This is a genomic window from Achromobacter sp. 1011811831 (assembly GCF_059760905.1).
Window position 1 is genome coordinate 16461 of the sequence record NZ_JCBANG010000057.1, and the last position, 25179, is coordinate 41639.

A 25179-nucleotide genomic window follows, 5' to 3' on the forward strand; every position below is an offset into this window, starting at 1 on the left:
TCCGGGCAAGATCAGGCGGACCGATCCACGTAGCTGGTGATCGGCGGACGGTCGGTTTCGACGGCGGAGGCGAAGGCCTGGAAGATCAGCCAGCGCACCGTGCCGTAGATGTCCGTCACCTTCACGCTGTGCGCTTCCGTCCGGTTGAAGTTGGACGCGTCGCCGTCGATGTAGGAGTAGTTGCCGGTGATGAAGCGGGTGAGCTTGATGGCGTTGTTGGGCGTGGATACCGTGAAGGGGCGGTCGACCTCGCCGCTATAGAGGTAGCAGGACATCAGGTATCCCATGGTGTTGCCGTTGTAGTCGCCGTACTGGTTGCTGGGCCGGTGGATGCGGCCGCCGGCCATCCACAGATAGCCCTTCTTGGGATTGCCGCACTGGAAATACGTGTTGGCCGACCAGTTTTCGCCGCTGGCCCAGTCCACGCTGTGGATGGGAAAGTCGGGCGGCGTGGTCCACTGGTATTCGAAGAGCCAGTTCTTTGAATTCTTGTGGTTGCTGGGCGCGTCGCCGTCCACGATGATGCGGGTCTGCACGTAGGCCAGCTCCGAGGACGAGAAATTGCGCGGCTCGGCCGCCCTGAGCGTGACCGTGCTGCGGGCGATGCCGCTGGTCTTGCCCGCGCAATCGATGTTCTGGCGCCCTCCATAGCCGTCCGGCACGTTCCTGACCTGCGCGGCGATGCCGATGCTGGTCAGCGATTCGTTGTACGGGCACATGACGTAGAACTGGTAGGAAATGGTGCCGTCATCGCCGATGGTGTAGCGCGAGCGGTGCTGCGTCAGCACATAGGCACCCGACCCGCTGGACGGCGTGGTCAGGAAATCGTTGCGGGCGTCGGTATAGATCCAGTTGTTGCTCTGGCTGCTTTTCCAGTTCAGCGCCGCCAGGCTGCTCCAGTCCACCAGGTACAGCGAATTGAAAATCTGCTGCGTCAGGTCGGCGTCGGGCATGATCCAGTCGCCGCTTCGGTCCACCGCGCGCAGCTCCACGGTCACCCCGACCTGGTTGCGGCCGTTGCGGTACAGGTTGGCGCCGGTGGCGTGGGGGTCGTCGGTGAACTGGACGGACAGCTTGTCCAGGCCTGCCCAGTTGGCCACGGCCGAGGAAATCAGGGTATAGCCTTGGGGAATCGCTTCTTTCGACACGAAATCTTGCATGGTCTTCTCCGTATTCTGGGTAATGCCATTCAGGAACTGCGCCGGGTCGTGCGAAGGGAAATCAGGACCTGCCGGGCTTCACCTTGAAATCGTCCAGCAGGCCGGCCGTCTCCGGCGTGAAGTCGCCGGCATTGCCGTACTGGTCCCAGGCGGTGAAATACACGCCGCTCTTGCCGCCGTTGGCCGGCGTCGCGTCGTTGACCGGCGAACCGGGATAGCCGAAGCCACGGCCTTGTCCCAGCGTGGCGTCGTACTCGGCCACGGTGAAGTACATGGAATCGCTTTCCTGGTTGACGCTGACCGGCCACCAGCGCTGCGCGCCGCTGGCCTGCTCGCGCATGCCGAACACCTGTTCCTGCGCCGGGCTGGCGCTGCTCCAGGCATAGGCGAGGTTGAACTTGCGGTAGCGCTTGAACGATTCCCCGGACTGCTGGTACGCGCTTTTCTCGTCGAAGGCATGCCAATACAAGCCCACGCTGGCGGGGGCGATGTCGAAGCGGATGAATTCGTGGCCCGGCTCGCGGCTGGCGAACACATAATTGCGGGCCACCATCTTCCGGTTCACGCCGTTGTCGGGATCCTGATAGGCCTGGAACGGCGTCAGCGCGGTGTTGGCGTCCGTGTAGCGCATGGGCGGAACGGCCGTGATGGACACGAGCTGCTTGGGAAAATCGTTGGGCTGCGCGCCGCGCGTGGTCACCGGATAGCTGCCGTCGCCATTCGCGTTCGGCACATTCACCAGCGCCGCGATCGCGATGGTCGCCGCGTGCTCGGCCGGCGGGCACATCACATACAGCAGGAATTGCAGCGCGTCGTCGTCCTGCGCCTTGCGGCTGTAGAGCATTACGTTCATCGCGCTGCCGGTGGTGAAGCCATTGGGCTTGTCGGTGTAGCACCAGTGCGAGCCCATGACGCCGGGCGCGACGGCCTGAAGCGGGCTGGCGTCGGCGTAGCTCACCAGGCCGAGGGCGGCGCGCACCTGCGCGGTGATGCCTGGGGAATTCTGCTCGGTGAGCGGATGGTTGGCGGCATCCAGCGGCTTGACCGTCAGCAGCACCACGATCTGTTGGTAGCCGTTTTTGTAGATCCGGCCGCCGCCGGGATTGCCATCGTCAGCGAACTCGATGTCGAGCGTATCGAGTTTGGTCCATGGGCCGAGCTTCGCGGCGCTGCCGCCGTGATCCAACACTGTCTCCTTCATGGGAACTCCTTTGCGTAATAACGCTTTAGCGGATTCCGGAGCACTTAAATTGCCGGGTTTTTATTTTCCGGCAGGGCTTACCGGTGCAGTGCTTATAGCATTCACGCGCGGCGTCGGGCTATGGATTTATTATTGAAGAATCTGGTTTGGATAACTGCGATTTTTAAAGCAATCAAAAAAGGCGGGCGTCGCGGATCGGGCAGCGGCGTGGGCGGGATGGGCAATGCGCATCGTTGCGATCTTCGGGATTTCATTAAAGTTGCTGAAGAGCCGCGCCATTGCTGGGTTGTGCGGAGGACGGATTTGCGGGGAGGATGCCGCGAATCACGCGCGCGGCATGGCCCTGCCATCGATGAATAATGAAATGGCTGATATGCGGCCTTGTTTCGCCGCGCCGGTATTCTGTGGGCGTGGGCGGCTGTCGATGGGTGAAAAATAAATCACGGCATCGCGGTTTGATTTATTTCAATAATAATTCGAGTCTTATGTGAAAGCCGGCTGATTATTGGGCGGTGCATGCAAGGCCGACCTGAATCACGACGAAATCCCGTGGCCGCGCGTGGCATGCCGCGCGAGACCCGCGCCGTCGCCGGCGATGGATGCAAGGAGTTGAGAACATGCGATGCAAACGTTGCATAAGGTGTCTGGCGCATGCGCCGCCCAAGGCCCGCTGCGCCGCCTCGATGGCGTCCGCATGCCCCCGTAGCGGCGTCCTGTGGCAAGCTTCACGCAGGCTCGCGCTGCGTTCGGCGTTTGCAAGATCCTGAAACGACCTGACGGTCCGCCAGCCCGATTCGTCCACCACGCGTACGTAGAATGCCGTCTCCATCAATAACCCCCGGCTGAATAAGAGCGAACCATGAAAAAAACCATTCTTCTCGCTTCCGTCTGCGCCGCCTTGCTCCAGGCCTGCGCCCCGGCGTCCAACTCCACTCGCGAAGGAGCGTCCCCCATGTCCGCCACCGCCCCGTCCGCCGCCTCCCAGGCCACGCTGTCCGCCTACTACTGGCACCTGGCCTCGGCCGTCGACGCCTCGGGCAAGCCCATCGCCGCGCTGCAAAAGGGCATCGACAATCGCCTGCGCCTGTCCTTCACCGAGCAGGGCCTGAGCATCACCGGCGGCTGCAACACGCAGTTCGGCGGCTACCGCTATGACAAGGGCGTGCTGCAGGTGGCGCAGCTGGCCGCCACCATGAAGGCCTGCGAACCCAGCCTGATGGCGCTGGACACCGAAGTCGGCCAGCGCATCAAGGGCGACCTGCGCGCCTCGGTCGCCACCGACGCGCCCGAACCCGTGCTGCAACTGGTCGCCCAGGACGGCGCCGTGCTCAAGTTCACCGGCGAGCCCACGCCCGAGACCCGCTACGGCAGCAAGGGCGAGACCATGTTCCTGGAAGTGGCCGCCAAGCGCGTCAAGTGCAGCCACCCGCTGATCCCCAACTACCAATGCCTGCAAGTGCGCGAGCGCCGCTACAGCGAGTCCGGCGTGCAGCAGCCGACGACCGACAAGTGGCATCCGCTGTACCAGTCGATCGACGGCTACGAGCACCGCGACGGCGTGCGCACCGTGCTGCGCGTGAAGCAATACGACTGGAAGAACCCGCCCGCCGACGCACCGTCCAAGGTCTATGTGCTGGACATGGTGGTGGAGCAGGACATGTCGGGCAAGAAACCGAAGTAAACTCGCCGCCGGCCGCAATGCGGCCCGTCAAAGGCCGGACGGAACCCCACGTCCGGCCTTTGACGTTTCCGGGCGCCTGCCCATCATGGTTTTCGGCAGCCGGCGTCGGGCGGCTTGATCTTCGTCATGTCCACGCATGGCGCGCGGGTGTCAGAATCAAATGACGCCATGAACGCCTATCCCCTGCTCCTCATCCTGCACCTGCTGGCCGCCTTTCTCTTTGTCGGCACGGTGACCTTCGAAGTGCTGTTCCTGGAACCGGTGCATAAGCGCCTGCCCGCCGACGTGCGCAAGGCGCTGGGCGGCCAGCTCGGGCCGCGCGTGCGGGCGGTGCTGCCCTGGTCGGTGGTCGTGCTGTACCTGGCGGGGCTGGGAATGGCCTGGCAGTATCGCGGCGCGCTGGCGGATCCGTTCGGCTCGCCCTTCGGCGTCCTGCTGTCGCTAAAGATCGCGCTGGCGCTGAGCGTGCTGGCGCATGTGATCACGGCGTTGACGCTGGCGCGGCGGCAACGCCTGAGCGGGGCGCTGAGCCGGCGCATGCATGTCAGCGTGTTCTGCCACATGGTGCTGATCGTGGTGCTGGCCAAGGCGATGTTTCATGCGGCGTGGTGAGCGCGCGCCCGCCTAGCGCGTCGGCTCGCCATCGGGCGCCGCCTTGCCGTCCTCTCGGCAAAACGTGATCTGAAAACTTCCCGGCAATTCGAACGCCACATGGTGCCTGACCTGCGGCTCGATCAGCACCTGCTGGCCCGCCGTCAGCACGGCCTCGGTGTGCGGCGCATCGTCCAGCGCATATCGCAGCACGCCCGCGTGGACCTTCAACAGCCCCCAGGCGCCGGCCTTGGTCGTATGCGCGCCGCGCAGCGCGGCTGGCAGGTTGTCGGGCGTGAAGACCGGGCTGTCGCGATAAGGCGTCACGCCGGCGGGCAGGACGGCGGACAGGCCGGGCGGCAGGCCATCCGTCATGCCCGGCGCGCCGGGCGCGGCCTGCCGCTGTTGCCACACATTCCATAGCTTGGCCGCGATGCGTTCGGCCGTGGCGTCGGCCTGGGCCTGCAGCGTCGGATGCGCCATGGCGGCGGTGACGTCGTGGAACAGGGCCAGCCAGCGCTGGAACAGCGGCCAGGACAGATCAGGCAGCCGCGCGTGCGCCGGAATCGGCGCGCCCTTGAAGCGCCGCGTGCCCAGCAGCAGCGCCGACCAGAAATCGCACAGCATGGCCAGATGATGATCCCAGTCCGCCACGCGGGCCTGGAAGATCGGTCCCAGCGTCGGATCCTGGCGGACCCGGTCGTAGAAGCGATGGACCAGCAGGCGGATGTCGTCTTCGGTGATGGGATGGTCGGGCGGCGGGGCGGAAGGGGGAGGGAGCATGAGGCGGCCGGGTTCGGTGTCGGCCCCCATTGTCCGGCGCCTTGTCGCTGCGCTCCGATGATCCAGGTCATTGGAGCGTGGCGGCGCATGCGCCGATGACCGCGGCGGCGCTGACGCCGCCCGCGGACGGCGCAACCGGCCGGCCAGGCTTCAGAACGGCCGCCGCGCCAGCGTCGCCAGCCTGGACAGATGCGCCGGATCGCGCAGCGCCCATTCGCGGCGCTTGCCGCTGATGTGGCCTTGCGCCTGCCAGTCATTGAGCAGCCGGCTCAGGGTTTCGGCGCGGATGCCCAGGTGCGCGGCCAGCTGGCGCTGGCTCAAGGGCAGCGTCACCGTGCCGCCCTGGCGCGCGTGCAGGTCCATCAGGTAGTGGGCGAGTCGCTCGGGCGCGGTGCTGGAGGTCATCCAGTCCACCTTGTTGACCTGGTCGTACAGGCTCTTGCTCAGACTGGCCAGCAAGGTCAGCGCCAGGTCGGGCCAGCGCCGGCAGGCCTCGTGCAGTTCCGCGCGGCCCAGTCGCCAGCCCAGGAAGCCGGCGCGCGCCCGCGCCTGCATGGGATAGCGGCCGTGCGGCATGAACATGGCGGCCTCGGCCATCAGCTGGCCCGGCTCGAAGACGCGGAACACGCGTTCATCGCCGTTGTAGCCGTAGCGCATGACCTCGGCCTGGCCGGCGGCGACCAGCAGGTAGTGGCGCGCCTCGTCGCCTTCGTCGAACAGGATCTGGCCGGACTCGGCGCGCAGCGGAGCCGCGCCGCGCAGCAGCTGCGCGGCCACGTCGCTTGGCGAGGGCAGGTCCCGCAGCAGGGGATGCCGCGCGAGCAGGTCCGTCGGTAGCGGCCCGGACGGATTGATATTTGTCATTCTGGGTCTTTCGGGGGGAATGGGAGAATCTTAAACGATAACAATTCCTATTTGTAATATTTAGATGAAAGACCTGAACACCCGCCGCCGGCTCTGCGCGGCGATGCTGGGCGCGACGCTGCTGCCCGGCCTGGCCACGGCCCGCGCCGCGTCCGGCCGCCGCGCCGTCCTGACCCTGGCCGGCCCGGGCGCCGTGGTCAGCTATCCGCTGATGCACATGGCCGCCACCGGCGCGCTGGCCGCGCATGCGGACCAGCTGCGCTTCCGCCTGTGGCAGACACCCGATCAATTGCGCACGCTGCTGGTCAATGGCGACGTGGATTTCAGCGCCGCGCCCGGCACCTTGCCGGCCTTGCTGCACAACCGGGGCATGCCGGTGCGGCTCTTGAACATCTCGGTCTGGGGCATTCTCTGGCTGGTCAGCCGCGATCCGGCCGTGCGGACGTTTGAAGACCTGGCCGGCCGCGAGCTGGCCGTGCCGTTCCAGCGCGACCTGCCGGCCGTGCTGCTGGACACCCTGCTCGACGCGCAGGCCGCGCGCGGCCTGGCGCCGGTCAAGCTGCGCCGCACCCGCGACGGCCAGGACGCGATCGCGCTGATGCTCAACGGCCAGGCCGAACAGGCGCTGCTGGTCGAACCCATGGCGTCGCTGCTGCTGTGGCGCGCCGGGCAGCAGGGCGGCGCGCCCACGCTGCATCGCGGACAGAGCCTGGAGCAGGCCTGGCGCGGCGCCTTTCCGGCGCAGCCCTCGCTGCCGCAGGCCGGCGTCATGGCCGCTGCCGGCGTGGCGGACGATAGCGCGCTGTGCGTGGCGGTCGATGCCGCCTATGCCGAGTCCGCGCGCTGGTGCGTGGAACATCCCGCCGACTGCGCGGCGCTGGCGCGCGAGCATCTGCCGCACATGCCGCAGGCCGCGCTCGAAGCCGCCGTGCGCGGCACCCGCCTGCAAAGCCGCAGCGCGCGCGAGGCCCGCCCCGAGCTGGAAGCGCTCTACCAGCTGCTGGCCGAGCGCTATCCGCAAGCCATTGGCGGCAAGCTGCCGCCCGCCGGCTTCTACGGTCCATGAGCGCGCCCCGATCCTACGGGCCGCCAGCGCTGCGCACCTCGCGCGTCTGGAGCGCGGCCGGCGTGCTGCTGCTGTTGCTGGCCTGGCACGTGGCCGCGCGCCAGCTCGGGCCGCTGCTGATGGCCACGCCCTGGGAAGCGTTCCGCGCCATCGGTCCGCTGCTGCGCAGCCCGCAGTTCTTTGCCAACGCCGGCGTCAGCCTGATGCGCATCGGCGCGGGCGTGCTGGCCGGCGCGTCGATCGGCTTCGCGCTGGGCGTGCTGGCCGGCCACAGCGCCCGCCTGCGCGGCCTGATCGAGCCGCTGCGCTGGCTGCTGATGGCCATGCCGCCGGTGGTCGTTGTGGTGCTGGCCATGCTGTGGTTCGGCCTGGGTTCGTCGATGGTGATCTTCATCACCACGCTGATGATGGCGCCCGGCATGTACGTCAACACGGTCAAGGGCATGCTGCACGTGGACCGCAAGCTGGTCGAGATGACACAGGCCTACCGCTACGGCCCCTGGCTGCGCCTGCGCCACCTGTACCTGCCCGCGCTCAGCGCGCCGCTGCTGGCCGCCTTGCTGATCGCCGCCTGCGGCGGCGTGCGGCTGGTGGTGATGGCCGAGGTGCTGGGCGCCGAGAACGGCGCGGGCTTCGCGCTGGCCAATGCCCGCAGCACCTTCGACACCGCCGAGCTGTACGCCTGGGTGCTGCTGATCCTGGGCCTGGTGGCCTTGCTGGAATTCGCTTTCCTGCAGCCGCTGCAGCGCCGGCTGGGCCGCTGGATGGAGCCCGGCCATGCTTGAGATGAATGCGGTGTGCCTGCGCCATGGCGCCAAGACCGTGCTGCGGGACGTGGACCTGCGCCTGCGCCCCGGCGAGCGGCTGGGCCTGATCGGCCCCAGCGGCGCGGGCAAGAGCAGCCTGCTGCGCCTGGCCGCCGGCCTGGCGCGCCCCAGCGGCGGCATCCTGGCCAATGGCTTTCGCCATCCGGTGCTGATGTTCCAGGAACCCCGGCTGCTGCCGTGGCGTCATGCGCTGGACAACGTGGCGCTGCCGTTGCGCGCCGCCGGCCACGCCCCGGCAGCGGCCCGCGCGCTGGCCGCGCAGTGGCTGGCCCGCGTCGGCCTGGACGCCGACCGGCATGCCTGGCCCGGCGAGCTGTCGGGCGGAATGGCGCAGCGCGTGGCCCTGGCGCGGGCGCTGGCGCTGTCGCCGGACCTGCTGATGCTGGACGAACCCTTCAGCGCGCTCGATCCCGCCCTGCGCCGTCAGCTCGCCGCCTGCTGCCGCGAGGAACTACGGCGCAGCGGCGCGGCGCTGCTGTGCATCAGCCACGATCCCGAGGAACTGCTGGGCCTGGTCGACCGTTGCCTCATGGTGAACCAGGGTCGCGTCTTGCCCATCGCGCTGGACGGTCCGGTGGACGCCGGGCGCCTGCGCGCCGCGTTGCTGGCCGCCGGCGGCCAGCGCTAGCGCGGTCCGCTTTTCTTTCATCTGGTCTTCCTGCCGAGCGCAAACATGAATACCTATCCCTTCCTGCTGGTCCTGCACCTGTTCGCCGCTTTTGTCTTCGTCGGCACCGTCACGTTCGAGGTGCTGTTCCTGGAACCCGTGCAGAAACGCCTGCCCGCGGATGTGCGCAAGGCGCTGGGCGGACAGCTCGGCCCGCGCGTGCGCGCCGTGGTGCCCTGGGCCGTGCTGGCGCTGTACCTGGCCGGCCTGGGCATGGCCTGGCAATACCGCGCGGCGCTGGCGCACCCATTCTCCTCGGCCTTCGGCACGCTGCTGGCCATCAAGCTCGCGCTTGCCGCCAGCGTGTTGGTCCATGTCGTCGTCGCCATGTCGCTGGCGCGCCGCCAGCGCCTGCGCAGCGCGGTGCGCAGGCGCGTGCACATCAGCGTGTTCTGTCACATGGTCGGCATCGTGCTGCTGGCCAAGACCATGTTCCATCTGTCCTGGTAGCGCCCGATGCGCGGCGTCCGACAGCCCATTTTCTTGCTCTACGTGGAAGCATCCCCATGAAGTCACTCGTCTTGCGCCACTTGGCGTCCAGCCTGGCCCTCGTCGCGCTGGGGCCATCCCTGGCCCATGCCCAGCAGGCGCCGGCCGCCGGCCGGGCCGTGCCCTCGCTGTCGCCCGTGCTCGTGTCGGGCCAGTCGCCGACGCAGGCGCTGGACCCCGGTCCCGAGCAGGCCCAGGCCGCGCTGCGCGCCGTGCCCGGCGGCACCAACCTGATCCAGCCGCAGCAAGAAGTGCGCCTGGTCACGCTGCGCGACGCGCTGGACTACCAGCCCGGCGTGGTGGTGCAAGAGTTTTTCGGCGGCCTGGATCAGCCGCGCCTGAACATCCGCGGCTCCGGCGTCCAGAGCAATCCGCTGAGTCGGGGCATCCTGCTGATGCAGGACGGCCTGCCGCTGAATGACGCCGATGGCTCCTTCATCATCAGCATGCTGGAGCCGCGCAACGCCGGCATGATCACCGTGCGGCGCGGCGCCAATGCGCTCTCGCCGGGCGCCAGCACGCTGGGCGGCGAAGTCGACTTCCTGTCGCTGACCGGCACGCAGAACGACATGATCCGCCTGGGCGGCGGCAGCTTCGGCAGCCGCAGCCTGACGCTGTCCAAGGGCTTCGAGGACGATCGCCTGGACGGCCGTTTCAGCTTCGGCTACGACAAGTCCGACGGCTACCGCCACCACTCGGCGTCGGAGCGCTCCAGCTTCCAGGGCAACCTGGGTTTTCGGCGCGATGGCTTCGAGAACCGCACCTATCTGTCCTATACCGATCTGAAATTCGATATCCCCCAGCCCGTGCCCAAGGCCCGCATGCATGACGATCCGCGCGCCGTGCTGGGCGACGGCAACTCGCCATTGGACCTGAGCAACAACGTCTACAAGCGCGATCCGCACCGCGACAGCAGCCAGTTCCGCATCGCCAACCGCAGCCATTGGGGCGACGAGGCGCTGAACCAGACCGTCGGCCTGTACTGGCAGCGCACCGACGACGACTTCACCAATCCGCAGGTCGCCAACGTCACCGACGGTGACACCTATGGCCTGACGTGGCGGCTGGCCGGCAAGGCCGGCAGCGTGGACTACCGCGTGGCGCTGGACTGGCAGCGCAGCGACATGGACCGCGATTTCTACGCCATCCGCCCGGCCGACGGCCGCCGCCTGCAACGCTTCGGCGCCTACGCGCTCAAGGCCGAGAACCGCAGCGCGCTGGTAGGCGCGGACTGGCGCCTGACCGAAGAGTTCAGCCTGGTCGGCGACCTGAAATACACGCAGGCCGTGCGTGACGCGCGCGAGCGCAACAGCGGCAAGACCCTGGACCAGGACTGGAACTACGCCACGCCGCGCCTGGGCCTGGTGTGGCAACCTGCCGCCACGCAACGCTGGTACGCCAACGTCAGCCGCAGCAACGAGGCGCCCACCTTCTGGGAAATCGTCAACGGTGAAGTGCCCGCGCCCATGAACCCGGCCAGCGCCGTCGCGTCCATGAGCAAGCTGGACCTGCAACGCGCGCTGACCTATGAGATCGGCGGCGATGGCACGCTGGACGTGGCCGGCCGCGATCTGCGCTGGAGCGTGTCGCTGTACCGCAGCCGCGTCGACGACGAGCTCATGTCCGTCAGCAACGCCAACGGCACGCCGGCCGGCACCTACAACTATCGCGGCCGCACCCGCCACCAGGGTATCGAGGCCGGCATCGGCGGCAGCCTGCCCGCGCCCGGCGACGGCCTGCTCGACTACCGCATCGCCTACACCTTCAGCGACTTCCGCTTCCGCGGCGGCGAGTTCGCGGGCAAGCGCATCGCCGGCGTGCCGCGCCATCTGCTCAGCGCCGAAATCATGTACCGCAAGGGCGGCTGGCGTGTCGGCCCCAACCTGCGCTGGCTGATGAGCGACACCGAGACCAACCACGCCAACGCACCCGGCACGCAGCAGCAGGCCTACGCGCTGCTGGGTTTCAAGGTGGCCTACGAGCATGACGCGCACTGGAGCGCCTACCTGCAGGCGGACAACCTGACCGACAAGACCTACGCCAGCAGCTACGCCATCCGCAACAGCGCGACGGCGGCCATGCCGATCTTCCTGCCCGGCAACGGCCGGGCGTTCAGCGCGGGGCTGACGTATCGGTTCTGAGGGGAGGGGCGCCTGGGGCGGCATCGCGGTCGGTTCGGAAGGATTGTTTGTCTTCATCAATAATGATTACAATTCCTATTCCCATGAATCTGGAAGCGGTACCGCAAGGCCATGTCGTCCACGGAATCCCTGGAGCACCGCGAGCTCGGCAGGCTGTATCGCGATCATCATGGCTGGCTGCGCGGCTGGCTGTTGCGGCGCCTGAGCGTGCCCGCCGAAGCGGCCGACCTGGCCCAGGACACGTTCCTGCGGCTGCTGGCCTCGCCGGCGTCCATGGCCCAGTTGCAGGGCTTGCGGCAGCCGCGCAGTTTCCTGGCGACCGTGGCGCAGCGCACGCTGGTGGACCATATCCGCCGCCAGGCGCTGGAACGCGCCTGGCTGGAAACCCTGGCGCGGCAGCCCGAGGCCGCCGCGATCTCTCCCGAGACGCGGGCTATCCTGCTCGAGACCATCCGCGAGATCGACGCCATGCTGCACGGCCTGGGCGACAAGCCCCGGCGCGCATTCCTGATGTCCCAGCTCGAAGGCGCCAGCTACGCCCAGATCGCGGCCACGCTGGGCGTCACCGTCAGCTCCGTCAAGAAATACATGGCGCGCGCCACCGAGCATTGCCTGGTGTACGCGCTGCAAGGGCAGTAGCCGGCCATGGCGGACAAGACCATCGCCGCCGCCGCGCAATGGTACGCGCGGCTGTGCGCCGACGATGTCAGCGCGGCCGACCTGGCCGCGCATGAGCGCTGGCTGGCGGCCGACCCCGAGCACGCGCGGGTCTGGCGGCAGGTTGAACGCCTGCGCGGCGCCCTGGGCGCGGCTCCGGCGCGGCTGGCGGCCGATACGCTCAAGCGGGCCGATCATCACTTTGCCCGGCGCGCGGCCCTGCGCAACGGCCTGGGCGCCGTGGCGCTGTTCGGCGCCGGCGGCTGGCTGGCGTGGCGCTCGCTGCCCATGGACAGGATGCTGGCCGACTACCGCATGGCGGCCGGCGAGCGCCGCGACCTGCGCCTGCCGGATGGCACCTTGCTGTGGCTGGACAGCGGCAGCGCGGTCGATGTGGCGTTCGACGCGCGCGGCCGCCGCATCGTCGTGCATGCGGGAGAGATCCTGATCGATACGGAACAGGCCGTGTCCGGCCTGGCGCCGTTGCGGGTGGTGACCGCGCATGGCACGGTGCGGCCATTGGGCACGCGCTTCATCGTCGACCGCCAGGATGCGCGCACGCGCGTCGCCGTGCTGCGTCATGCGGTGGCGCTGGAACCGGCCGCAGGCGGCGACGCGCTGATCCTGAAGGCGGGCGAACAGGGCGTCCTGGACGCGGCGGGGGCCAGCCATGCCGGCGCCGTGGCTGGCGAACCCGACGCCTGGACCCGTGGCCTGCTGGTGGTGGACAACTGGCGGCTGGGCGACTTCATCGACCAACTGGCGCGCTACCGGGCGGGCAGCCTGCACTGCGATGAGGACGTGGCCTCGCTGCGCCTGTCGGGCGCTTTTCCCATCGACGACACCGACCGCGCGCTGGCGGCGGTGGTGCGGGCGCTGCCCGTCCGGCTGTCGCGCTTCACCCGCTATTACGTGCGCGTGCTGGCGCGCGGCTGAAAAAATTTTCGCGAGGCATTGTCCCTTTCGCGCGCTCATCCGACTTAGCTGGGATCACGTCGGATCTGCCTCCCGGAACCCCAGCCATGCCCTTTTCTCTCTCCAGCCCCCGTCATTCCGCCGCGGCCGTCTTCGTCGCCGTGGCGGCCATCGGCGTGGCCTCGTCCGCCCTGGCCCAGGCCTCCGCCGGCGCCGAGGCGACCCGGCGCTACGACGTGCCGCCCGGCCCGCTGGGGCTGGCGCTGAGCCGGTTCGCGGCCCAGGCGGGCGTGGTGTTGTCGTTCGATGCGCAGCTGACGCAGGGCAAGCAGAGCGCTGGCCTGCAGGGGGACTATGGCTTGCAGGCCGGCCTGGCGGCCCTGCTATCGGGCAGCGGGCTGGAGGCGGTGCGGCAGGGCGGCAACAGCTATGGCCTGCGCGCCGCCGGCGCACAGACGCTGGCGCCCGTGGAAGTCCTGGGCGCGCGCGAAGCCGCGCCCAGCGAAGGCTCGGACTCGTACACCACCCGCTACGCCGCCTCCGCGACCCGCATGGACCTGTCCCTGCGCGAGACGCCGCAATCCATCAGCGTCGTGACGCGCCAGCAGATGGACGACCAGAACCTGGCCACGCTGGACGAGGCGCTGCGCCAGACGCCGGGCATCATCGCCGACCGGCTCGACGAACGCGTCAACTTCACCTCGCGCGGTTTCGCCCTGAACACCATGATCGACGGCGTGCCGACCTTCTCGTTCAAGACGCCCTCGGCCGAGATCGGCATGGTCAACATGGCGGCCTACGACCGCATCGAAGTGGTGCGCGGCGCGGCCGGCCTGCTCAACGGCGTGGGCGAGCCGGGCGGCTCGGTCAACCTGGTGCGCAAGCGGCCCACCACGGAATTCGCCGGCCATGCCACGGTGGGCGGCGGACGCTGGAACAACTACAACCTGGAACTGGACGCTGGCGGCCCGCTGAACAGCGCCGGCACCCTGCGCGCCCGAGCGGTCGCCGCGCGCACCGCCGGCGACAGTTTCATCGAACACAAGAAGCGCGCCGACGATCTCTTCTATGGCATTGTCGAGGCGGACATCAGCCCCGACACCACGTTGAGCCTGGGTTACGAACACCAGAAGACCGCCATCGACGGCGCCAACTTCGGCCAGGCGCCCCTGTTCTACCGCGACGGCACGCGCACCGATTTCTCACGCTCGTTCAACCCCGGCACGCCGTGGAGCCGGTGGAACATGTACAGCGACAAGATCTTCATCACGCTGGACCATCGCTTCGCCAATGGCTGGCGCGTCAAGCTGGACGCCAGCCGGCTGAAAAATGAAAGAAAGGCGCTGTGGGGCTATCTGTTCGAGTATTTCCCCGTCGACCGCAACGGCGACTCCACCATCGAAATACGCGACAACCCGGCCACGTCCACCAACAAGTCCTTCGACGTGTATGCCAGCGGCCCGTTCCAGGCTTTCGGCCGCGAGCACCAGGCCGCGCTGGGCCTGAGCATCAACGACTACACCAGCGAGCTGAACCTGAATTCCGCCAATCCCGCCGGCTGGGATCGCCGCCCGCTCAATTTCCACCGGCTGCAGGACTTTCCCAAGCCCACGCAGTTCCACACCTTCTACAACACGTTCCTGGACGCCAAGGAAACCGCCGTCTACGGCTCGGCCCGCCTGAAGGTCGCGGACCCGCTGGCGGTGGTGCTGGGCGGCCGCGCCACCTGGTACGAGGAAAAGTCCTCGTCCTACAACGGTCCCGCCAAGCTGTGGACCACCAATCCCGCCGCCAAGGTCGATGGCAAGTTCACGCCCTACGCCGGCGTGGTGCTGGACCTGAACGATTCATACTCGGCCTACGCGAGCTATACCCGCATCTTCATCCCGCGCAATGAGCGCGACGCCGGCAACGCGCTGCTGCCGCCGCAGACCGGCAAGAACTACGAGCTGGGCCTGAAAGGCGAGCACCTGGACGGCAGGCTCAACACCAGCTTTGCCGTATTTCGAACCCAGGAAGCCAATGTGCCGGTCGAAGACCCCAACGGCGCGCCGCTGCCGGACGGCAGCACGCCGTACCGCTCGGTCGCGGGCGCGCGCAGCAAGGGCTTTGAAGTCACCGTGGCCGGCGAAGTGGCGCGCGGCCTGCAGCTGATGGGCGGCTACACCTATTTCGCCAAGCGTGACAACGAAGGCGCCTTGCTGCTGCCGAACTACCCGCAGCGCCTGTTCCGGCTGGCCGCCAGCTACCGGCTGCCGGGCGAGTGGAACAAGCTGACCGTGGGCGGCAGCATCAACTACCAGAGCGGTATTCACTATGACGAATCCAGCGGCCTGGGACGCGCGTCGCAGGGCGGGGTGACCTTGCTGGGCTTGATGGCGCGGTATGAATTCAGCCGCCAGGTCGCGGCCTCGATCAATATCGAGAACCTGGCCGACAAGCGCTACTACAGCGGGCTGGGCGGGTACAACGGCTACAACTACGGGATGCCGAGGAATGTGTGGGTGAAACTGAGCTATAGGTTCTGACGTCGCGAGCCGGCGTTGCGCCGGCCCGTGACGCCGGGGCCATGCGTCAGGTGTTGTCCTTCACGGTGCCGGTGGGCCCGTTGGTCTTGACCGAGGCAATGCCATTGTCCCGCGCCGCCGCGCTCGAATACATCTCGCTGCGCCCGATGACCTGCCCATTGGTGGCCGTCAGCGTGAAATAGGGCGCGCCGTTGGTGGCGGTCTTGCGTTCGTAGCGGGCATCGGTCGGCGAGTTCTTGCGCACCGATTCGATGCCGGCCAGCGCATTGGCCTTGGTGGTGTAGCGCTCGCTAGTCAGAATGACTTCATGGTTGGCGGCTTTCAGATTGAACATGAACTGGTCGCCGCTGCGCTTCAAATCGTAGTAACCACTCATAGATAGCTCCGTTATGTTGGGGTGATCCAGGAATAGGCAGATACTGCGATGCGCACTGTGAGTGCCGGCCGATAGTAGGACATGCGCGGCGTTTTGAACATATCGGATGCCTGTTCGCCTGCGCGTGGACAAGGGGGCGGTGCGCGCTTGCCGGGAGGCAAATGGCTAGACGGGCAATTCCAGCGGTTCCCGCGTGCCGTAGCCTTCCTCGCCGTACACCAGCCCCGGCAACGGCGAACGGCCACGCCCGCAAGCGTCCCACAATTCCCCGACCCATTGCATGGCCGTGTCGACGATCACGTTCTGCACGTCGAAGCCGGCTTCGTCCGAGCCGAACAGGGGCACCTCGGGCTCGATGCCGTCTTCGGTATGGCGCACGTCGAACAGGTAGCGGTGGCCTTCGATGGCCTTGTTGAGCACGAACAGGTCCGGGCCTTCCAGGCTGGCCACGACCGAGAACGTGCCTTCGCCGTCCTGGTCGGGGAATACCACGATGTGGATTTCGCGCGCCTTGGGCGGCAGGGCGGCGATCAGCGCGGTCAGCGTGGCGCGGGCGGCGGCGTCGTGGGCGCGCAGGATGCGCAGCAGTTCGGCTTCGTAGTCGGATTGGGTCATGGGCGGGTCGTTCAGGGTGGGTGGGGCGGGTTCAGGCAGGCGCCGGGGCGGCGGCTGGTTGGATGGCCTGTTTTAACAGAAGCCGTCCAGATGCCCTGAACGCGACGCGGGGCCGCTACGGCCGCGCCCGGGACGCCGTCTCTTTCCTGTATTCCCGCACGTACTCCCCAAAGCGCAGCATCGGCACCTCGCCCCGCAAGGTCTGGGGCAGCAGCTTGCCGCAGAAGTACGCGCTGTCCGCCACCGGCCGTTGCGGGAAGTACTGGGACGCCAGCTGTTTGTGCGCCTGCATCCTGGCGTTGTCGATGAAGGCTTCGGCCTGTTCCGGCCCGATGGCCGCGACCAGCTGCGCGCGGATCAACGTCTGCAGTTCGGCCTGGTGGCGGCCGTGGTTCCGCTCCCAGTCCTGGTACAGCCCTTGCAGCATGGATTGCGTTGCGGGGTTGTCGCGCGCGCAGTGTTCCAGCGTGTTCGCGGCCAGTCCGCGCACGTCCATGAAGGCGGTATAGAGGAATTGCAGGCGGCCCGTGCTGTCGGCCGGCGCCGGCGACGGCAGGACGGCAAGGAGGCAGGCGGCGGCGCGAAGGAGTGTGCGGGGTGTCATGGTGGCCCTGGCAGGATCTGGAGAAAGGGCGCGCAGTGAAGCGCGCTCGAAGATCATGCGGGGGCCGCGCGGCGCGCGACACCAGAGGATTCTGAAACTGGCGGGGCGGGACGAGGGCGGGTGTCAGGACCGCTTGCAGAACGGGCAGTACAGCTCGTTGATGAAATCGTCCGTTTCGATGTTGTCGCTGGGAATCAGCACGGCCATCGCGCCGTGCGTCTTGCAGCGGATCTGTTGCCCCGCGCCTTTCGTCTCGACGCGGGATATGTCCAGGTCGTCCCAGCCGCACCACGGACATTGGCACACGGGATCGGTCGTGTTGGCCAAGATCGTCAGCGTCCAGCCGCATTCGCCGCATTCCAGATGATGCAGCGGCTGGACGGGGGAGGGATTGGAGGTGGGGGTGGTCATGGGGAGATTCCGTGGATGAGGGCTGCCCGCGCAGGATATCGCGCTCTGCGGCGTTGGCCTAGGCGGCTGGGGAGTCCGGGTTTTCGTCCTGGCCTTCGTCCTCGTCGGCCACGAGTAGCGCCTGTCTGCCCGCGGCGGCAAACAACGCCTCGATTCCCGTCCGGCGGCGCGCGCCGGTATCGATGAAACGGATATCGACGCGCCGCAACCCCGGCAGGGCGGGCAGGAAGGCAAACTGCTCGGCCCGGAGCTTGGTGTTGATTTCCTGGAGCGTCAGCGTCTCCAATGCCGGCAGCGTTTGCAAGGCCTCGGGATTGCTCCAGGTCTTCAGGCGATTCAAGGCCAGCGTGCGCAGCGCGCGCATGCCGGACATGTCGGGCAGCCGTTGCAGGTGCGCTGCGCCCTGCACATCCAGGGCTTGCAGATGCGAGAACGCCGCCAGCGCGTCCAGCCCGGAGAGCTTGGGAATCGAGCTCAGGCACAGGCTTTCCAGGCCAGGGCGGTTCAGCAGGGACAGGTCCTGCGGCGCAGGGCAGCCGTCCAGCGTCAGCGAGCGCACATCGGGCAGCGAGGCCAGCAAGGCGTCCGTATCCAGCCGCGAGCTGCCGGCGTAGAGGCTTTGCAGGGCATGGCAATCGGCCAGGGACTCCAGACCCTTAAACGCACCATGCAGTTCCAGCGCCCGCAGATTGCCCTGCGACGGCAGGAAGTCCAGGCCGTGGGACTTGCCGCCCTTGAGCGTCAGGCTTTCCAGCGTGTGCAGTGATGCAAGCGGCGTGAGCGGCTGCGCCTTGTCCAGGCTGATTTCCAGCTTGCGCACATGGTGCAGGGCAGCCAGCGCGCGCAGGTCTTCATCGGTAAATCGCCTGTCGTCGCCGACGCGCCAGACGCGCAATTGCAGATCGGGACGCCGCGAGAACACCTGCGCGTCGAGGTCGGCCAGATGGGCCGGCGCGTCCATGCCAAAGCCGAAGCCGATGCTGCCGCCGTGGCTGATCCGGGTAGCCGCGTCGGCGATCAGGGCATCCGTCCAGGGCAGGCCGTTCATGGCGAAAACGTGGGCGGCGGCGGTCACGGCTTGAGCGATCCTTGGCGAGGCGGCGGGAGGTCTGGGGATTATCTACTATTTCCAATGCGGGCTAAGGCTGGAAACCTGGTGGTTTTGGGAAACTGCACATGGAAGGAAAAGTGTTTAGTATCCGGCAGCCTGATCGTGCGAGCGATGGAACATCGATTCACGAGTTTTTGCAGACGGAGAAGTTGTGGCCAAGAAGAAATACGTTGTGGACATGAACATGCTGGAAGCGCCGGAGCTGGCGCAGCACATGCAGGAGAATGAGGCGGCTGAATATGTCATTCCCGATGTGGCGTTCGTGGAAATGTGCAAGCACACCGCCTTCCTGTCCACCATGAGACAGGCCTTGAGGGCTTTCGAGAACGATGCCGATCGGATTCGTTCCACGCATAGCGTGGGTGAGCTCCTTCGGGATGAAATGGCTGCCCTGAGTTTGGCTACTCGCCGAAATATCCTGTCGCTTGAACGTACTGAACGTGGCAGGAGAATTGTGCGTGATGTGCTTTCAGGCAGAGAGGACGCCGCCGCGGAAATCGAGGCGGAGTTCGGTCAGGCCAGGGAGAATTTACTGGCAGCGGACTTGCACGCAGGGGATGCGAAAGCGCGCACGGAGCAAGGTCTGGCTGTGCTTCAAGGCGGGCTGCCATTCGATCTGAAGCAAGCCGTCTGTTCCCGGCATCTCAGTCACGAGCGGTATATCGCATTTGTGTGGTGTGCTGCGCGCATTTTTACGATGAAGTGGCTTCGAAATAAGGGCGGTTGGTCAGCGGCGGGTGCCCGACGCTTCGTCAAGAAGAATCCGTTGGTGTTTCGGTTCCAGTTTCTTTCTGTGCGCCATACGCTTCAGGTTTTGCGAAACGGCGGTGATATCAGCAAAATGAAGCCCGAAAAAGAACTCAACAATCAGCTCGATTTCGACTACGTCCTCACGGCCTCGTACTTCGATGGCCTGCTGTCCAAGGACAAACGCGTGAAAGATGCGCACCTGGATCTGATGAATGTCCTGGGCACGCCTCCCGAAGCGATGCAGGCAACCGTCGATGCCTGGTTCAAGGAACTTGAGGCCCAGCATCGTCGTTGATGAAGGCGGGCGCTGCCGGGAATCCCGCCGGCAGTCCTAAGCGCCCGCCGCCGCACCCCCCATCAACGCCGCCCGTTGCCCATCAAACGCCCGGCACTCCGCCTTCAACCATTCCGAGAATATCCGCGTGCGCCGTTCCTCTGGCCGTCGCGACAGCAGCACGTACCGCGCCGGCGCCGCCACATGCTTGCCGAACACATCGACCAGCCGCCCGCTGCGGATCTCGTCATGGACCATCGCGCTGCGCCCGATCGCCACGCCCTGGTGATTCAGCGCCGCGCCGATGGCCAGGCTGGCCAGGTTGAACTGCGGGCCGTCCAGATGCTTGAGCCAGCGCGGCTGGTGCGCCTGCATCCAGGTGCGCCACTCGATGAACTCCGCCGCGCCGACCCAGGGCGAGGCGTCATGCAGGAACTCCACGCCGTCCAGCGGCTTGCCCGCCCGGAACTTCGGATGCGCGGCCAGGTATTCGGGCGTGGCCACCACCAGCAGGTATTCGTCCATCAGCGCGTCGGCCTGCAAGTGGCCGTAGTCGTCCGGGTCGTAGCGGATGGCGATGTCGATGTCCTCTTCGTCCATCAGCTTGCGATCCACCGGCTGGAATTCCGCTTTCAGCCGCACCGACACGTCCGGCTGCAGGCGATGGAATTCCGTCAGGCGCGGCATCAGCCATTGCAGCGCGAAAGAGGGTAGGCAATTGACCTGCAAGGCTGACGTGGGCAGGCCCAGACGCTCGATCTCTTGCTGGATGTCGCCCAGCGCGCGGCTGACGGTGGCGTGCAGCTGCTCGCCCTTGGGCGTGAACTTTAGCCCGCGCTGCTGCCGCACGAACAGCAGATAGCCCAGCCGGTCCTCCAGCTGGCGGATCTGCTGGCTGACCGCGCTTTGCGTCAGGCTCATGGCCGCTGCCGCCCGGGTGAAGCTGAGATGGCGGCCCGCCATGTCGAAGCAGCGCAGCGCGCCCAGCAGCGTGGAATCGAAATGGACAGGCATACAGGAGGCAGGAATAAGTCAGGCTAATGGCGGAATTAGAAATCATCGCTATTCTTGCACGCCGCCGGCTTCTACGATCTGCGCCTGTCCCTTTCCATGCCCGCGCCAGATGACCGTCAATCTCGATCCCCAGTTATTAGCCCAGCTTCAATCCCGCACGCCGCTGTTGTGGCTCAATCCGGCCCGGGGCGGCTCGCTGCCCGACGATGCGCCGTCCCTGGATCGGATCGACGACGCGCAGCGGCGCCTGGCGCGCTGCGCGCCGCTGCTGGCCGAGCTGTTTCCGGAGTTGGCGAATGCGGCTGGGCAGATCGAGTCCCGCCTGATGCCCGCGCAGGCCTTGCAGCAGCAACTGGGCGGCGCGTCGGCGTCCGGCAGCTGGTATCTCAAGCGTGATGACGAATTGCCCGTGGCCGGCTCCATCAAGGCCCGTGGCGGTTTTCATGAAGTGCTGGCCATTGCCGAGGCCATCGCGCTGGAACAGGGCCTGCTGCCCCACGCCGACGCCGACCGCCGCCTGCTGGCGACGCCACAGGCCCGCGCGCTGTTCGGCCAGTATGCCGTGACCGTGGGCAGCACCGGCAACCTGGGCATGAGCATCGGCGTCATGGCGGCCGCGCTGGGTTTCGACGCCGTGGTGCACATGTCCGCCGATGCCAAGGAATGGAAGAAAGACCGCCTGCGCCAGCGCGGCGTGCGCGTCATCGAGCACGCCGGCGACTACGCCCAGGCCGTCGCCGCCGGCCGGGCGCAGGCGCTGGCCGCACCGCGCAGCCACTTCGTCGACGACGAGCAATCCGAGCTGCTGTTCTTCGGCTACGCGGCCGCCGCGCGCGGCCTGGCGCGGCAACTGGCCGAGGCGGGCCGCAAGGTCGACGCCGAACATCCGCTGTTCGTCTACATCCCCTGCGGCGTCGGCGGCGCGCCGGGCGGCATCACCCATGGACTCAAGGCGCTATACGGCGATCACGTGCATTGCTTCTTCGCCGAGCCGGTGGCCTCGCCCTGCATGCTGGTGCAGCTGGCCGCCGGCATGCAGGCTCCCACGTCCGTCTACGACCTGGGCCTGGACAACCGCACCGAGGCCGACGGCTTGGCGGTCGGGCAGGCGTCCGAGCTGGTGGCTTCGCTGATGACGCCGCAACTGGGCGGCGTCTTCACCGTGTCGGACGACGAGCTGTACCTGAACCTGCTGGCGCTGAAGGACAGTCTGGACGCCGAGGTCGAGCCCTCGGCTGCCGCCGCCGTCTCGGGGCCCGGCTGGTTGCAGGGCTCGGCCGCCGGCCGCGCCTATGCGCAGGGCCTGGCCATGGCCAACGCCACGCACGTCATCTGGGCCACCGGCGGATCGCTGGTGCCGCGCGATGCGCTGCGCGGCTTCCAGGACCACGCCAGGACGCTGCGCCCGCGCCGCGCGGCCTGAGCCGCCAGGTTCCGCTATCCCGCAGATCCCCGGTATCCAGCAGATTCCCGGCTGATCTCCGGCAGATTCCCGGCAGACCCCATACCAACAACGACATTCCAAGGAGACAACCCGTGAGCGCCAGCGCTTCCCTACCCGCCGGCCGGGCCGCCACCCCGGACCAGCAAGCCTTTGAAAACGCGACCTACAGAAAGGTCGCGCTGCGGTTCATTCCCTTCCTGATGCTTTGCTACGTGGTCGCGTACCTGGACCGTATCAACATCGGCATCGCCAAGCTCAACATGCTGGCGGACCTGCAATTCAGCGAAGCGGCCTATGGCCTGGGCGCCGGGCTGTTCTTCATCGGCTACATGGTGTTCGAGGTGCCCAGCAACCTCATCATGCACCGCGTCGGCGCGCGCCTGTGGATCGCGCGCATCATGATTTCCTGGGGCATCCTGTCGGGCGTCATGGCCTTCGTCACCACGCCCTGGCAGTTCTACGCCGTGCGCTTCCTGCTCGGCGTGGCCGAGGCCGGTTTCTATCCGGGTGTGATCCTCTATCTGACGTACTGGTTTCCGAACCGCCGCCGCGCCAAGATGACCGCCATCTTCCAGGCTGGCATCCCCGTGGCCGGCCTGATCGGCAACCCGCTGTCGGGCTGGATCATGGAGCGCTTCCATCTGGTCGGCGGCCATCCGGGCTGGCAATGGCTGTTCGTGCTGGAAGCGCTGCCGACCATTCCGCTGGCCATCGGCGTGCTGCTCATCCTGTCCAACCGCGTGCAGGACGCCACCTGGCTCACGCAGCAACAGCGCGACCTGATCACCCGCGACATCGCCGAAGACAATGCCGGCCGCGAGCACATGCCGCTGCTGCGGGCGCTGCGCGACGCGCGCATCTGGAAAATCATCGCCATGACCTTCCCGGCGATGATGGCGCTGTACACGCTGGGCTTCTACCTGCCCACGCTGATCAAGGACGCCGGCGCCGAAGGCGGCGTGCGTATCGGCCTCTTGAGCGCCATTCCGTACCTGGTTGCCATGGTGGCCATGGTGCTGGTCGGACGCAGCTCGGACCTGCGCCGCGAGCGCCGCTGGCACCTGGTCTTCATCCTGGTGCTGGGCGCCGTGGGCCTGGTCGCCAGCGTCTTCGCCGGCACCAACCTGACGCTGGCCGTGATCGCGCTGTCCGTCGCCGCCGCCGGCATCATCAGCTTCTCGCCCATCATGTGGACGCTGCCCACCGCCTTCCTGGGCGGCGCCACGGCGGCCGCGTCCATCGGCATCATCAATAGCCTGGCCAACCTGGGCGGCTTTGTCAGCCCCTACCTGATCGGCTGGATCCGTGACATCTATCACAGCACCGCGCCGGCCATCTACGTGATCGCGGGCGCGCTGCTGGTCAGCGCCCTGATCGCGCTGAGCTTCGACCCCAAGAAAGTCAATCGCTGAAGAGCCCGCACCATGGCAAGCACACCCGCAACACCGCTGCGTCTGGCCGTCGCCGGCCTGATCCACGAGACCAACACCTACGCCGCTGAATTCGCCGGCCAGACCCCGCTGCGCGCCTTCGAGCAATACAGCGGCCAGGACCAGATCCTGCAAGCCTTCGACAGATCCAACCACCAGGTCGGCGGCTTCATCGAGGGCGCGCGGCAGGCCGGCGCGGAACTGGTCTGCGCCTACGTCGGCCAGGCCACGCCGTCCGGCACCATCGAGGCCCAGGCCTACGCCCAGATGAAACGCCGCATCCTCGACAGCCTGCGCGCCGCGCTGCCAGTGGACGGCGTGCTGCTGGCGCTGCACGGCGCCGGCGTGGCCGACGGCGTCGAAGACATCGAGGGCGACCTGTGCGTGGCCGTGCGCGAACTGGTCGGTCCCGCCACGCCCATTGCCGCCGTCTACGACCTGCACGGCAATATGACCGAGGCCATGCGCGACAGCTGCGAACTGACCCTGCCTTGCAAGCTGTATCCGCACACGGATTTTCATGATCGGGGCGTGGAGGCGGTGGCGCTGCTGCGCGAGATCATCGCCGGCCGCTTGCGGCCGGTGACCGTCATGCGCCGCCTGCCCATGCTGCCCTACATCGTCACCACGCAGGAAGGCTTCATTCCCGCCGAGGTCAACGCCGTCTGCGCCGCACTGGCCCAGCGGCCCGGCGTCATAGACTGTTCATGGTTTCACGGCTTTCCCTACGCGGACATCGCCGCGCCGTGCCCCGCCGTGGTCTGCACCACCGCTGGCGACCTTGCGCTGGCCGAGCGCTGCGCCGACGAAGTCGCGCAATGGATCTGGACGCGCCGCGAGGACTTCCGCCCGTCCTTTCCCAGCCCGACCGAAGGCGTGGCGCAGGCCCTGGCCGCCGCGCACGGCCCGGTCGTCGTCAATGAATACGCCGACAACCCCGGCGGCGGCACGCCCGGCGATGGCACCCACCTGCTGCGCGCCGTCCTCGACGCCCAGCCCGCGCCCGGCACCTGCTGTTTCGCGTCCATCAACGACGCCGCCGTCGTCGAACAAGCCCGTCAGGCCGGCGTGGGCGCCAGCATCAGCGTGTCGCTGGGCGGCAAGCAGGGGCGTTTCCAGGGCGAACCGCTGCGCGTGAATGCCTACGTCAAGGCCATCACCGACGGCCGTTTCATCAACCGCGCCGGCTCCATGTTCGAAGGCGTGCGCTTCGACCTGGGCGCGATGTGCCGCTTGCTCATCCAGGGCGTGGACGTCATCGTCGCCTCGCGCGCCGAGCAGATCTACGACGAGGAACCGTTCTTCCTGCACGGCATCGACGTCACCGCGTACAAGCTCATCGCCATCAAGGGGGCCAATCACTTTCGGGCGGGGTATCGACGGCTGGCCGCGCAGATCATCTCGGTGGATAGCGTGGGGTTGAGTACTGCTGATATCACTTCGTTTCCGAGGGAGCGGCTGGTTGGCGAGTATTGGCCGCTGTCGGATCGCGCTGCGTTGGAGGACAGGCAAGGAGCCTGACGCCGAGCGGTACCGATATCCGCAGTCGATCGGCCACGGCTCGACTCGTGAGCGAGTCG

General features: G+C 67.3%; 25 protein-coding genes. 15 read left to right on the forward strand and 10 right to left on the reverse strand.

The features are described from left to right. Positions 1 to 11 precede the first annotated feature (11 nt). Both AC6LJ9_RS19970 and AC6LJ9_RS19975 read right to left on the reverse strand, forming a co-directional pair. The gene (locus AC6LJ9_RS19970) at positions 12 to 1160 is read right to left on the reverse strand and encodes a hypothetical protein (protein ID WP_498148941.1); all 1149 of its coding nucleotides are present in this window, start codon (positions 1158 to 1160) and stop codon (positions 12 to 14) included. Positions 1161 to 1221: 61 nt separating this feature from the next. Then, on the reverse strand, positions 1222 to 2361 hold the full coding sequence (locus AC6LJ9_RS19975) for a hypothetical protein (protein ID WP_498148942.1): 1140 nt from the start codon (positions 2359 to 2361) through the stop codon (positions 1222 to 1224). A 223-nt stretch (positions 2362 to 2584) separates the two neighbouring features. Between AC6LJ9_RS19975 and AC6LJ9_RS19980 the strand changes: the two genes are divergently transcribed. The 3 genes from AC6LJ9_RS19980 to AC6LJ9_RS19990 all read left to right on the forward strand — a co-directional run bounded on the left by AC6LJ9_RS19980 (position 2585) and on the right by AC6LJ9_RS19990 (position 4654). Then, complete coding sequence (locus AC6LJ9_RS19980; protein WP_498148943.1) at positions 2585 to 2800, forward strand: hypothetical protein; 216 nt, start codon at positions 2585 to 2587, stop codon at positions 2798 to 2800. Positions 2801 to 3220: 420 nt separating this feature from the next. Then, the gene (locus tag AC6LJ9_RS19985) at positions 3221 to 4042 is read left to right on the forward strand and encodes a DUF4377 domain-containing protein (RefSeq protein ID WP_498148944.1); all 822 of its coding nucleotides are present in this window, start codon (positions 3221 to 3223) and stop codon (positions 4040 to 4042) included. Between the two features lie 168 nt (positions 4043 to 4210). Continuing rightward, complete coding sequence (locus AC6LJ9_RS19990) at positions 4211 to 4654, forward strand: CopD family copper resistance protein (protein WP_498148945.1); 444 nt, start codon at positions 4211 to 4213, stop codon at positions 4652 to 4654. Between the two features lie 12 nt (positions 4655 to 4666). Here AC6LJ9_RS19990 and AC6LJ9_RS19995 read toward each other — a convergent pair whose 3' ends face one another. Then, entirely contained in the window at positions 4667 to 5416 is a 750-nt protein-coding gene (locus tag AC6LJ9_RS19995) for a TehB-like domain-containing protein (protein ID WP_498148946.1), read from the reverse strand. Between the two features lie 150 nt (positions 5417 to 5566). Further along, entirely contained in the window at positions 5567 to 6280 is a 714-nt protein-coding gene (locus tag AC6LJ9_RS20000; protein ID WP_498148947.1) for a Crp/Fnr family transcriptional regulator, read from the reverse strand. Between the two features lie 64 nt (positions 6281 to 6344). On the opposite strand from AC6LJ9_RS20000, the gene AC6LJ9_RS20005 reads away from it, so the two are divergent. From AC6LJ9_RS20005 to AC6LJ9_RS20040, 8 genes are all read left to right on the forward strand, one after another. After that, positions 6345 to 7346 carry a substrate-binding domain-containing protein gene (locus AC6LJ9_RS20005; protein WP_498148948.1) on the forward strand — a complete coding sequence of 334 codons (1002 nt, stop codon included), beginning with the start codon at positions 6345 to 6347 and terminating at the stop codon, positions 7344 to 7346. Then, a complete protein-coding gene (locus AC6LJ9_RS20010; RefSeq protein ID WP_498148949.1) occupies positions 7343 to 8131 on the forward strand; it encodes an ABC transporter permease in 789 nt (262 codons plus the stop codon). The genes AC6LJ9_RS20005 and AC6LJ9_RS20010 overlap by 4 nt, the downstream gene beginning before the upstream one ends. Further along, the gene (locus AC6LJ9_RS20015; protein ID WP_498148950.1) at positions 8124 to 8801 is read left to right on the forward strand and encodes an ABC transporter ATP-binding protein; all 678 of its coding nucleotides are present in this window, start codon (positions 8124 to 8126) and stop codon (positions 8799 to 8801) included. The genes AC6LJ9_RS20010 and AC6LJ9_RS20015 overlap by 8 nt, the downstream gene beginning before the upstream one ends. Before the next feature lie 45 nt (positions 8802 to 8846). Continuing rightward, complete coding sequence (locus tag AC6LJ9_RS20020) at positions 8847 to 9290, forward strand: CopD family copper resistance protein (protein WP_498148951.1); 444 nt, start codon at positions 8847 to 8849, stop codon at positions 9288 to 9290. A 56-nt stretch (positions 9291 to 9346) separates the two neighbouring features. Further along, positions 9347 to 11470: a TonB-dependent receptor family protein gene (locus AC6LJ9_RS20025; RefSeq protein WP_498148952.1), complete on the forward strand. Its 2124-nt coding sequence runs from the start codon at positions 9347 to 9349 to the stop codon at positions 11468 to 11470. Positions 11471 to 11581: 111 nt separating this feature from the next. After that, a complete protein-coding gene (locus tag AC6LJ9_RS20030; protein WP_498148953.1) occupies positions 11582 to 12109 on the forward strand; it encodes a sigma-70 family RNA polymerase sigma factor in 528 nt (175 codons plus the stop codon). A 6-nt stretch (positions 12110 to 12115) separates the two neighbouring features. Beyond that, entirely contained in the window at positions 12116 to 13063 is a 948-nt protein-coding gene (locus AC6LJ9_RS20035; RefSeq protein WP_498148954.1) for a FecR domain-containing protein, read from the forward strand. An 86-nt stretch (positions 13064 to 13149) separates the two neighbouring features. Beyond that, on the forward strand, positions 13150 to 15570 hold the full coding sequence (locus AC6LJ9_RS20040) for a TonB-dependent siderophore receptor (protein ID WP_498148955.1): 2421 nt from the start codon (positions 13150 to 13152) through the stop codon (positions 15568 to 15570). Positions 15571 to 15616: 46 nt separating this feature from the next. On the opposite strand, the gene AC6LJ9_RS20045 is transcribed toward AC6LJ9_RS20040, so the two are convergent. The 5 genes from AC6LJ9_RS20045 to AC6LJ9_RS20065 form a co-directional block, all read right to left on the reverse strand. Then, positions 15617 to 15946 (reverse strand): YegP family protein, encoded by a 330-nt coding sequence (locus tag AC6LJ9_RS20045; protein WP_498148956.1) that lies wholly within the window; start codon positions 15944 to 15946, stop codon positions 15617 to 15619. A 165-nt stretch (positions 15947 to 16111) separates the two neighbouring features. Further along, the gene (locus AC6LJ9_RS20050) at positions 16112 to 16561 is read right to left on the reverse strand and encodes a DUF6389 family protein (RefSeq protein WP_498148957.1); all 450 of its coding nucleotides are present in this window, start codon (positions 16559 to 16561) and stop codon (positions 16112 to 16114) included. A gap of 115 nt (positions 16562 to 16676) precedes the next feature. Beyond that, positions 16677 to 17222, reverse strand: a complete 546-nt coding sequence (locus AC6LJ9_RS20055; protein WP_498148958.1) for a hypothetical protein — start codon at positions 17220 to 17222, stop codon at positions 16677 to 16679. A gap of 66 nt (positions 17223 to 17288) precedes the next feature. Then, positions 17289 to 17576 (reverse strand): hypothetical protein, encoded by a 288-nt coding sequence (locus AC6LJ9_RS20060; protein WP_498148959.1) that lies wholly within the window; start codon positions 17574 to 17576, stop codon positions 17289 to 17291. 58 nt (positions 17577 to 17634) lie between these two features. Continuing rightward, positions 17635 to 18651, reverse strand: coding sequence for a leucine-rich repeat domain-containing protein (locus tag AC6LJ9_RS20065; protein WP_498148960.1), 1017 nt, complete (start codon positions 18649 to 18651; stop codon positions 17635 to 17637). 187 nt (positions 18652 to 18838) lie between these two features. Between AC6LJ9_RS20065 and AC6LJ9_RS20070 the strand changes: the two genes are divergently transcribed. Then, positions 18839 to 19732: a hypothetical protein gene (locus AC6LJ9_RS20070; protein ID WP_498148961.1), complete on the forward strand. Its 894-nt coding sequence runs from the start codon at positions 18839 to 18841 to the stop codon at positions 19730 to 19732. 36 nt (positions 19733 to 19768) lie between these two features. On the opposite strand, the gene AC6LJ9_RS20075 is transcribed toward AC6LJ9_RS20070, so the two are convergent. Beyond that, on the reverse strand, positions 19769 to 20725 hold the full coding sequence (locus AC6LJ9_RS20075) for a LysR substrate-binding domain-containing protein (protein ID WP_498148962.1): 957 nt from the start codon (positions 20723 to 20725) through the stop codon (positions 19769 to 19771). A gap of 109 nt (positions 20726 to 20834) precedes the next feature. Here AC6LJ9_RS20075 and dsdA point away from each other — a divergent pair, with 109 nt between their 5' ends. From dsdA to AC6LJ9_RS20090, 3 genes are all read left to right on the forward strand, one after another. Further along, positions 20835 to 22148, forward strand: a complete 1314-nt coding sequence (gene dsdA / locus AC6LJ9_RS20080; RefSeq protein WP_498148963.1) for a D-serine ammonia-lyase — start codon at positions 20835 to 20837, stop codon at positions 22146 to 22148. A 113-nt stretch (positions 22149 to 22261) separates the two neighbouring features. After that, on the forward strand, positions 22262 to 23581 hold the full coding sequence (locus tag AC6LJ9_RS20085) for an MFS transporter (RefSeq protein WP_498148964.1): 1320 nt from the start codon (positions 22262 to 22264) through the stop codon (positions 23579 to 23581). Between the two features lie 12 nt (positions 23582 to 23593). Beyond that, positions 23594 to 25120, forward strand: coding sequence for a M81 family metallopeptidase (locus AC6LJ9_RS20090; protein WP_498148965.1), 1527 nt, complete (start codon positions 23594 to 23596; stop codon positions 25118 to 25120). Positions 25121 to 25179 lie beyond the last annotated feature (59 nt).

Coding starts and splice junctions, on each gene's coding strand:
- AC6LJ9_RS19970 (WP_498148941.1), bottom strand. CDS start 1,160: ATGCAAGATTTCGTGTCGAAAGAAGCGATTCCCCAAGGCTATACCCTG.
- AC6LJ9_RS19975 (WP_498148942.1), bottom strand. CDS start 2,361: ATGAAGGAGACAGTGTTGGATCACGGCGGCAGCGCCGCGAAGCTCGGC.
- AC6LJ9_RS19980 (WP_498148943.1), top strand. CDS start 2,585: ATGCGCATCGTTGCGATCTTCGGGATTTCATTAAAGTTGCTGAAGAGC.
- AC6LJ9_RS19985 (WP_498148944.1), top strand. CDS start 3,221: ATGAAAAAAACCATTCTTCTCGCTTCCGTCTGCGCCGCCTTGCTCCAG.
- AC6LJ9_RS19990 (WP_498148945.1), top strand. CDS start 4,211: ATGAACGCCTATCCCCTGCTCCTCATCCTGCACCTGCTGGCCGCCTTT.
- AC6LJ9_RS19995 (WP_498148946.1), bottom strand. CDS start 5,416: ATGCTCCCTCCCCCTTCCGCCCCGCCGCCCGACCATCCCATCACCGAA.
- AC6LJ9_RS20000 (WP_498148947.1), bottom strand. CDS start 6,280: ATGACAAATATCAATCCGTCCGGGCCGCTACCGACGGACCTGCTCGCG.
- AC6LJ9_RS20005 (WP_498148948.1), top strand. CDS start 6,345: ATGAAAGACCTGAACACCCGCCGCCGGCTCTGCGCGGCGATGCTGGGC.
- AC6LJ9_RS20010 (WP_498148949.1), top strand. CDS start 7,343: ATGAGCGCGCCCCGATCCTACGGGCCGCCAGCGCTGCGCACCTCGCGC.
- AC6LJ9_RS20015 (WP_498148950.1), top strand. CDS start 8,124: ATGCTTGAGATGAATGCGGTGTGCCTGCGCCATGGCGCCAAGACCGTG.
- AC6LJ9_RS20020 (WP_498148951.1), top strand. CDS start 8,847: ATGAATACCTATCCCTTCCTGCTGGTCCTGCACCTGTTCGCCGCTTTT.
- AC6LJ9_RS20025 (WP_498148952.1), top strand. CDS start 9,347: ATGAAGTCACTCGTCTTGCGCCACTTGGCGTCCAGCCTGGCCCTCGTC.
- AC6LJ9_RS20030 (WP_498148953.1), top strand. CDS start 11,582: ATGTCGTCCACGGAATCCCTGGAGCACCGCGAGCTCGGCAGGCTGTAT.
- AC6LJ9_RS20035 (WP_498148954.1), top strand. CDS start 12,116: ATGGCGGACAAGACCATCGCCGCCGCCGCGCAATGGTACGCGCGGCTG.
- AC6LJ9_RS20040 (WP_498148955.1), top strand. CDS start 13,150: ATGCCCTTTTCTCTCTCCAGCCCCCGTCATTCCGCCGCGGCCGTCTTC.
- AC6LJ9_RS20045 (WP_498148956.1), bottom strand. CDS start 15,946: ATGAGTGGTTACTACGATTTGAAGCGCAGCGGCGACCAGTTCATGTTC.
- AC6LJ9_RS20050 (WP_498148957.1), bottom strand. CDS start 16,561: ATGACCCAATCCGACTACGAAGCCGAACTGCTGCGCATCCTGCGCGCC.
- AC6LJ9_RS20055 (WP_498148958.1), bottom strand. CDS start 17,222: ATGATCTTCGAGCGCGCTTCACTGCGCGCCCTTTCTCCAGATCCTGCC.
- AC6LJ9_RS20060 (WP_498148959.1), bottom strand. CDS start 17,576: ATGACCACCCCCACCTCCAATCCCTCCCCCGTCCAGCCGCTGCATCAT.
- AC6LJ9_RS20075 (WP_498148962.1), bottom strand. CDS start 20,725: ATGCCTGTCCATTTCGATTCCACGCTGCTGGGCGCGCTGCGCTGCTTC.
- dsdA (WP_498148963.1), top strand. CDS start 20,835: ATGACCGTCAATCTCGATCCCCAGTTATTAGCCCAGCTTCAATCCCGC.
- AC6LJ9_RS20090 (WP_498148965.1), top strand. CDS start 23,594: ATGGCAAGCACACCCGCAACACCGCTGCGTCTGGCCGTCGCCGGCCTG.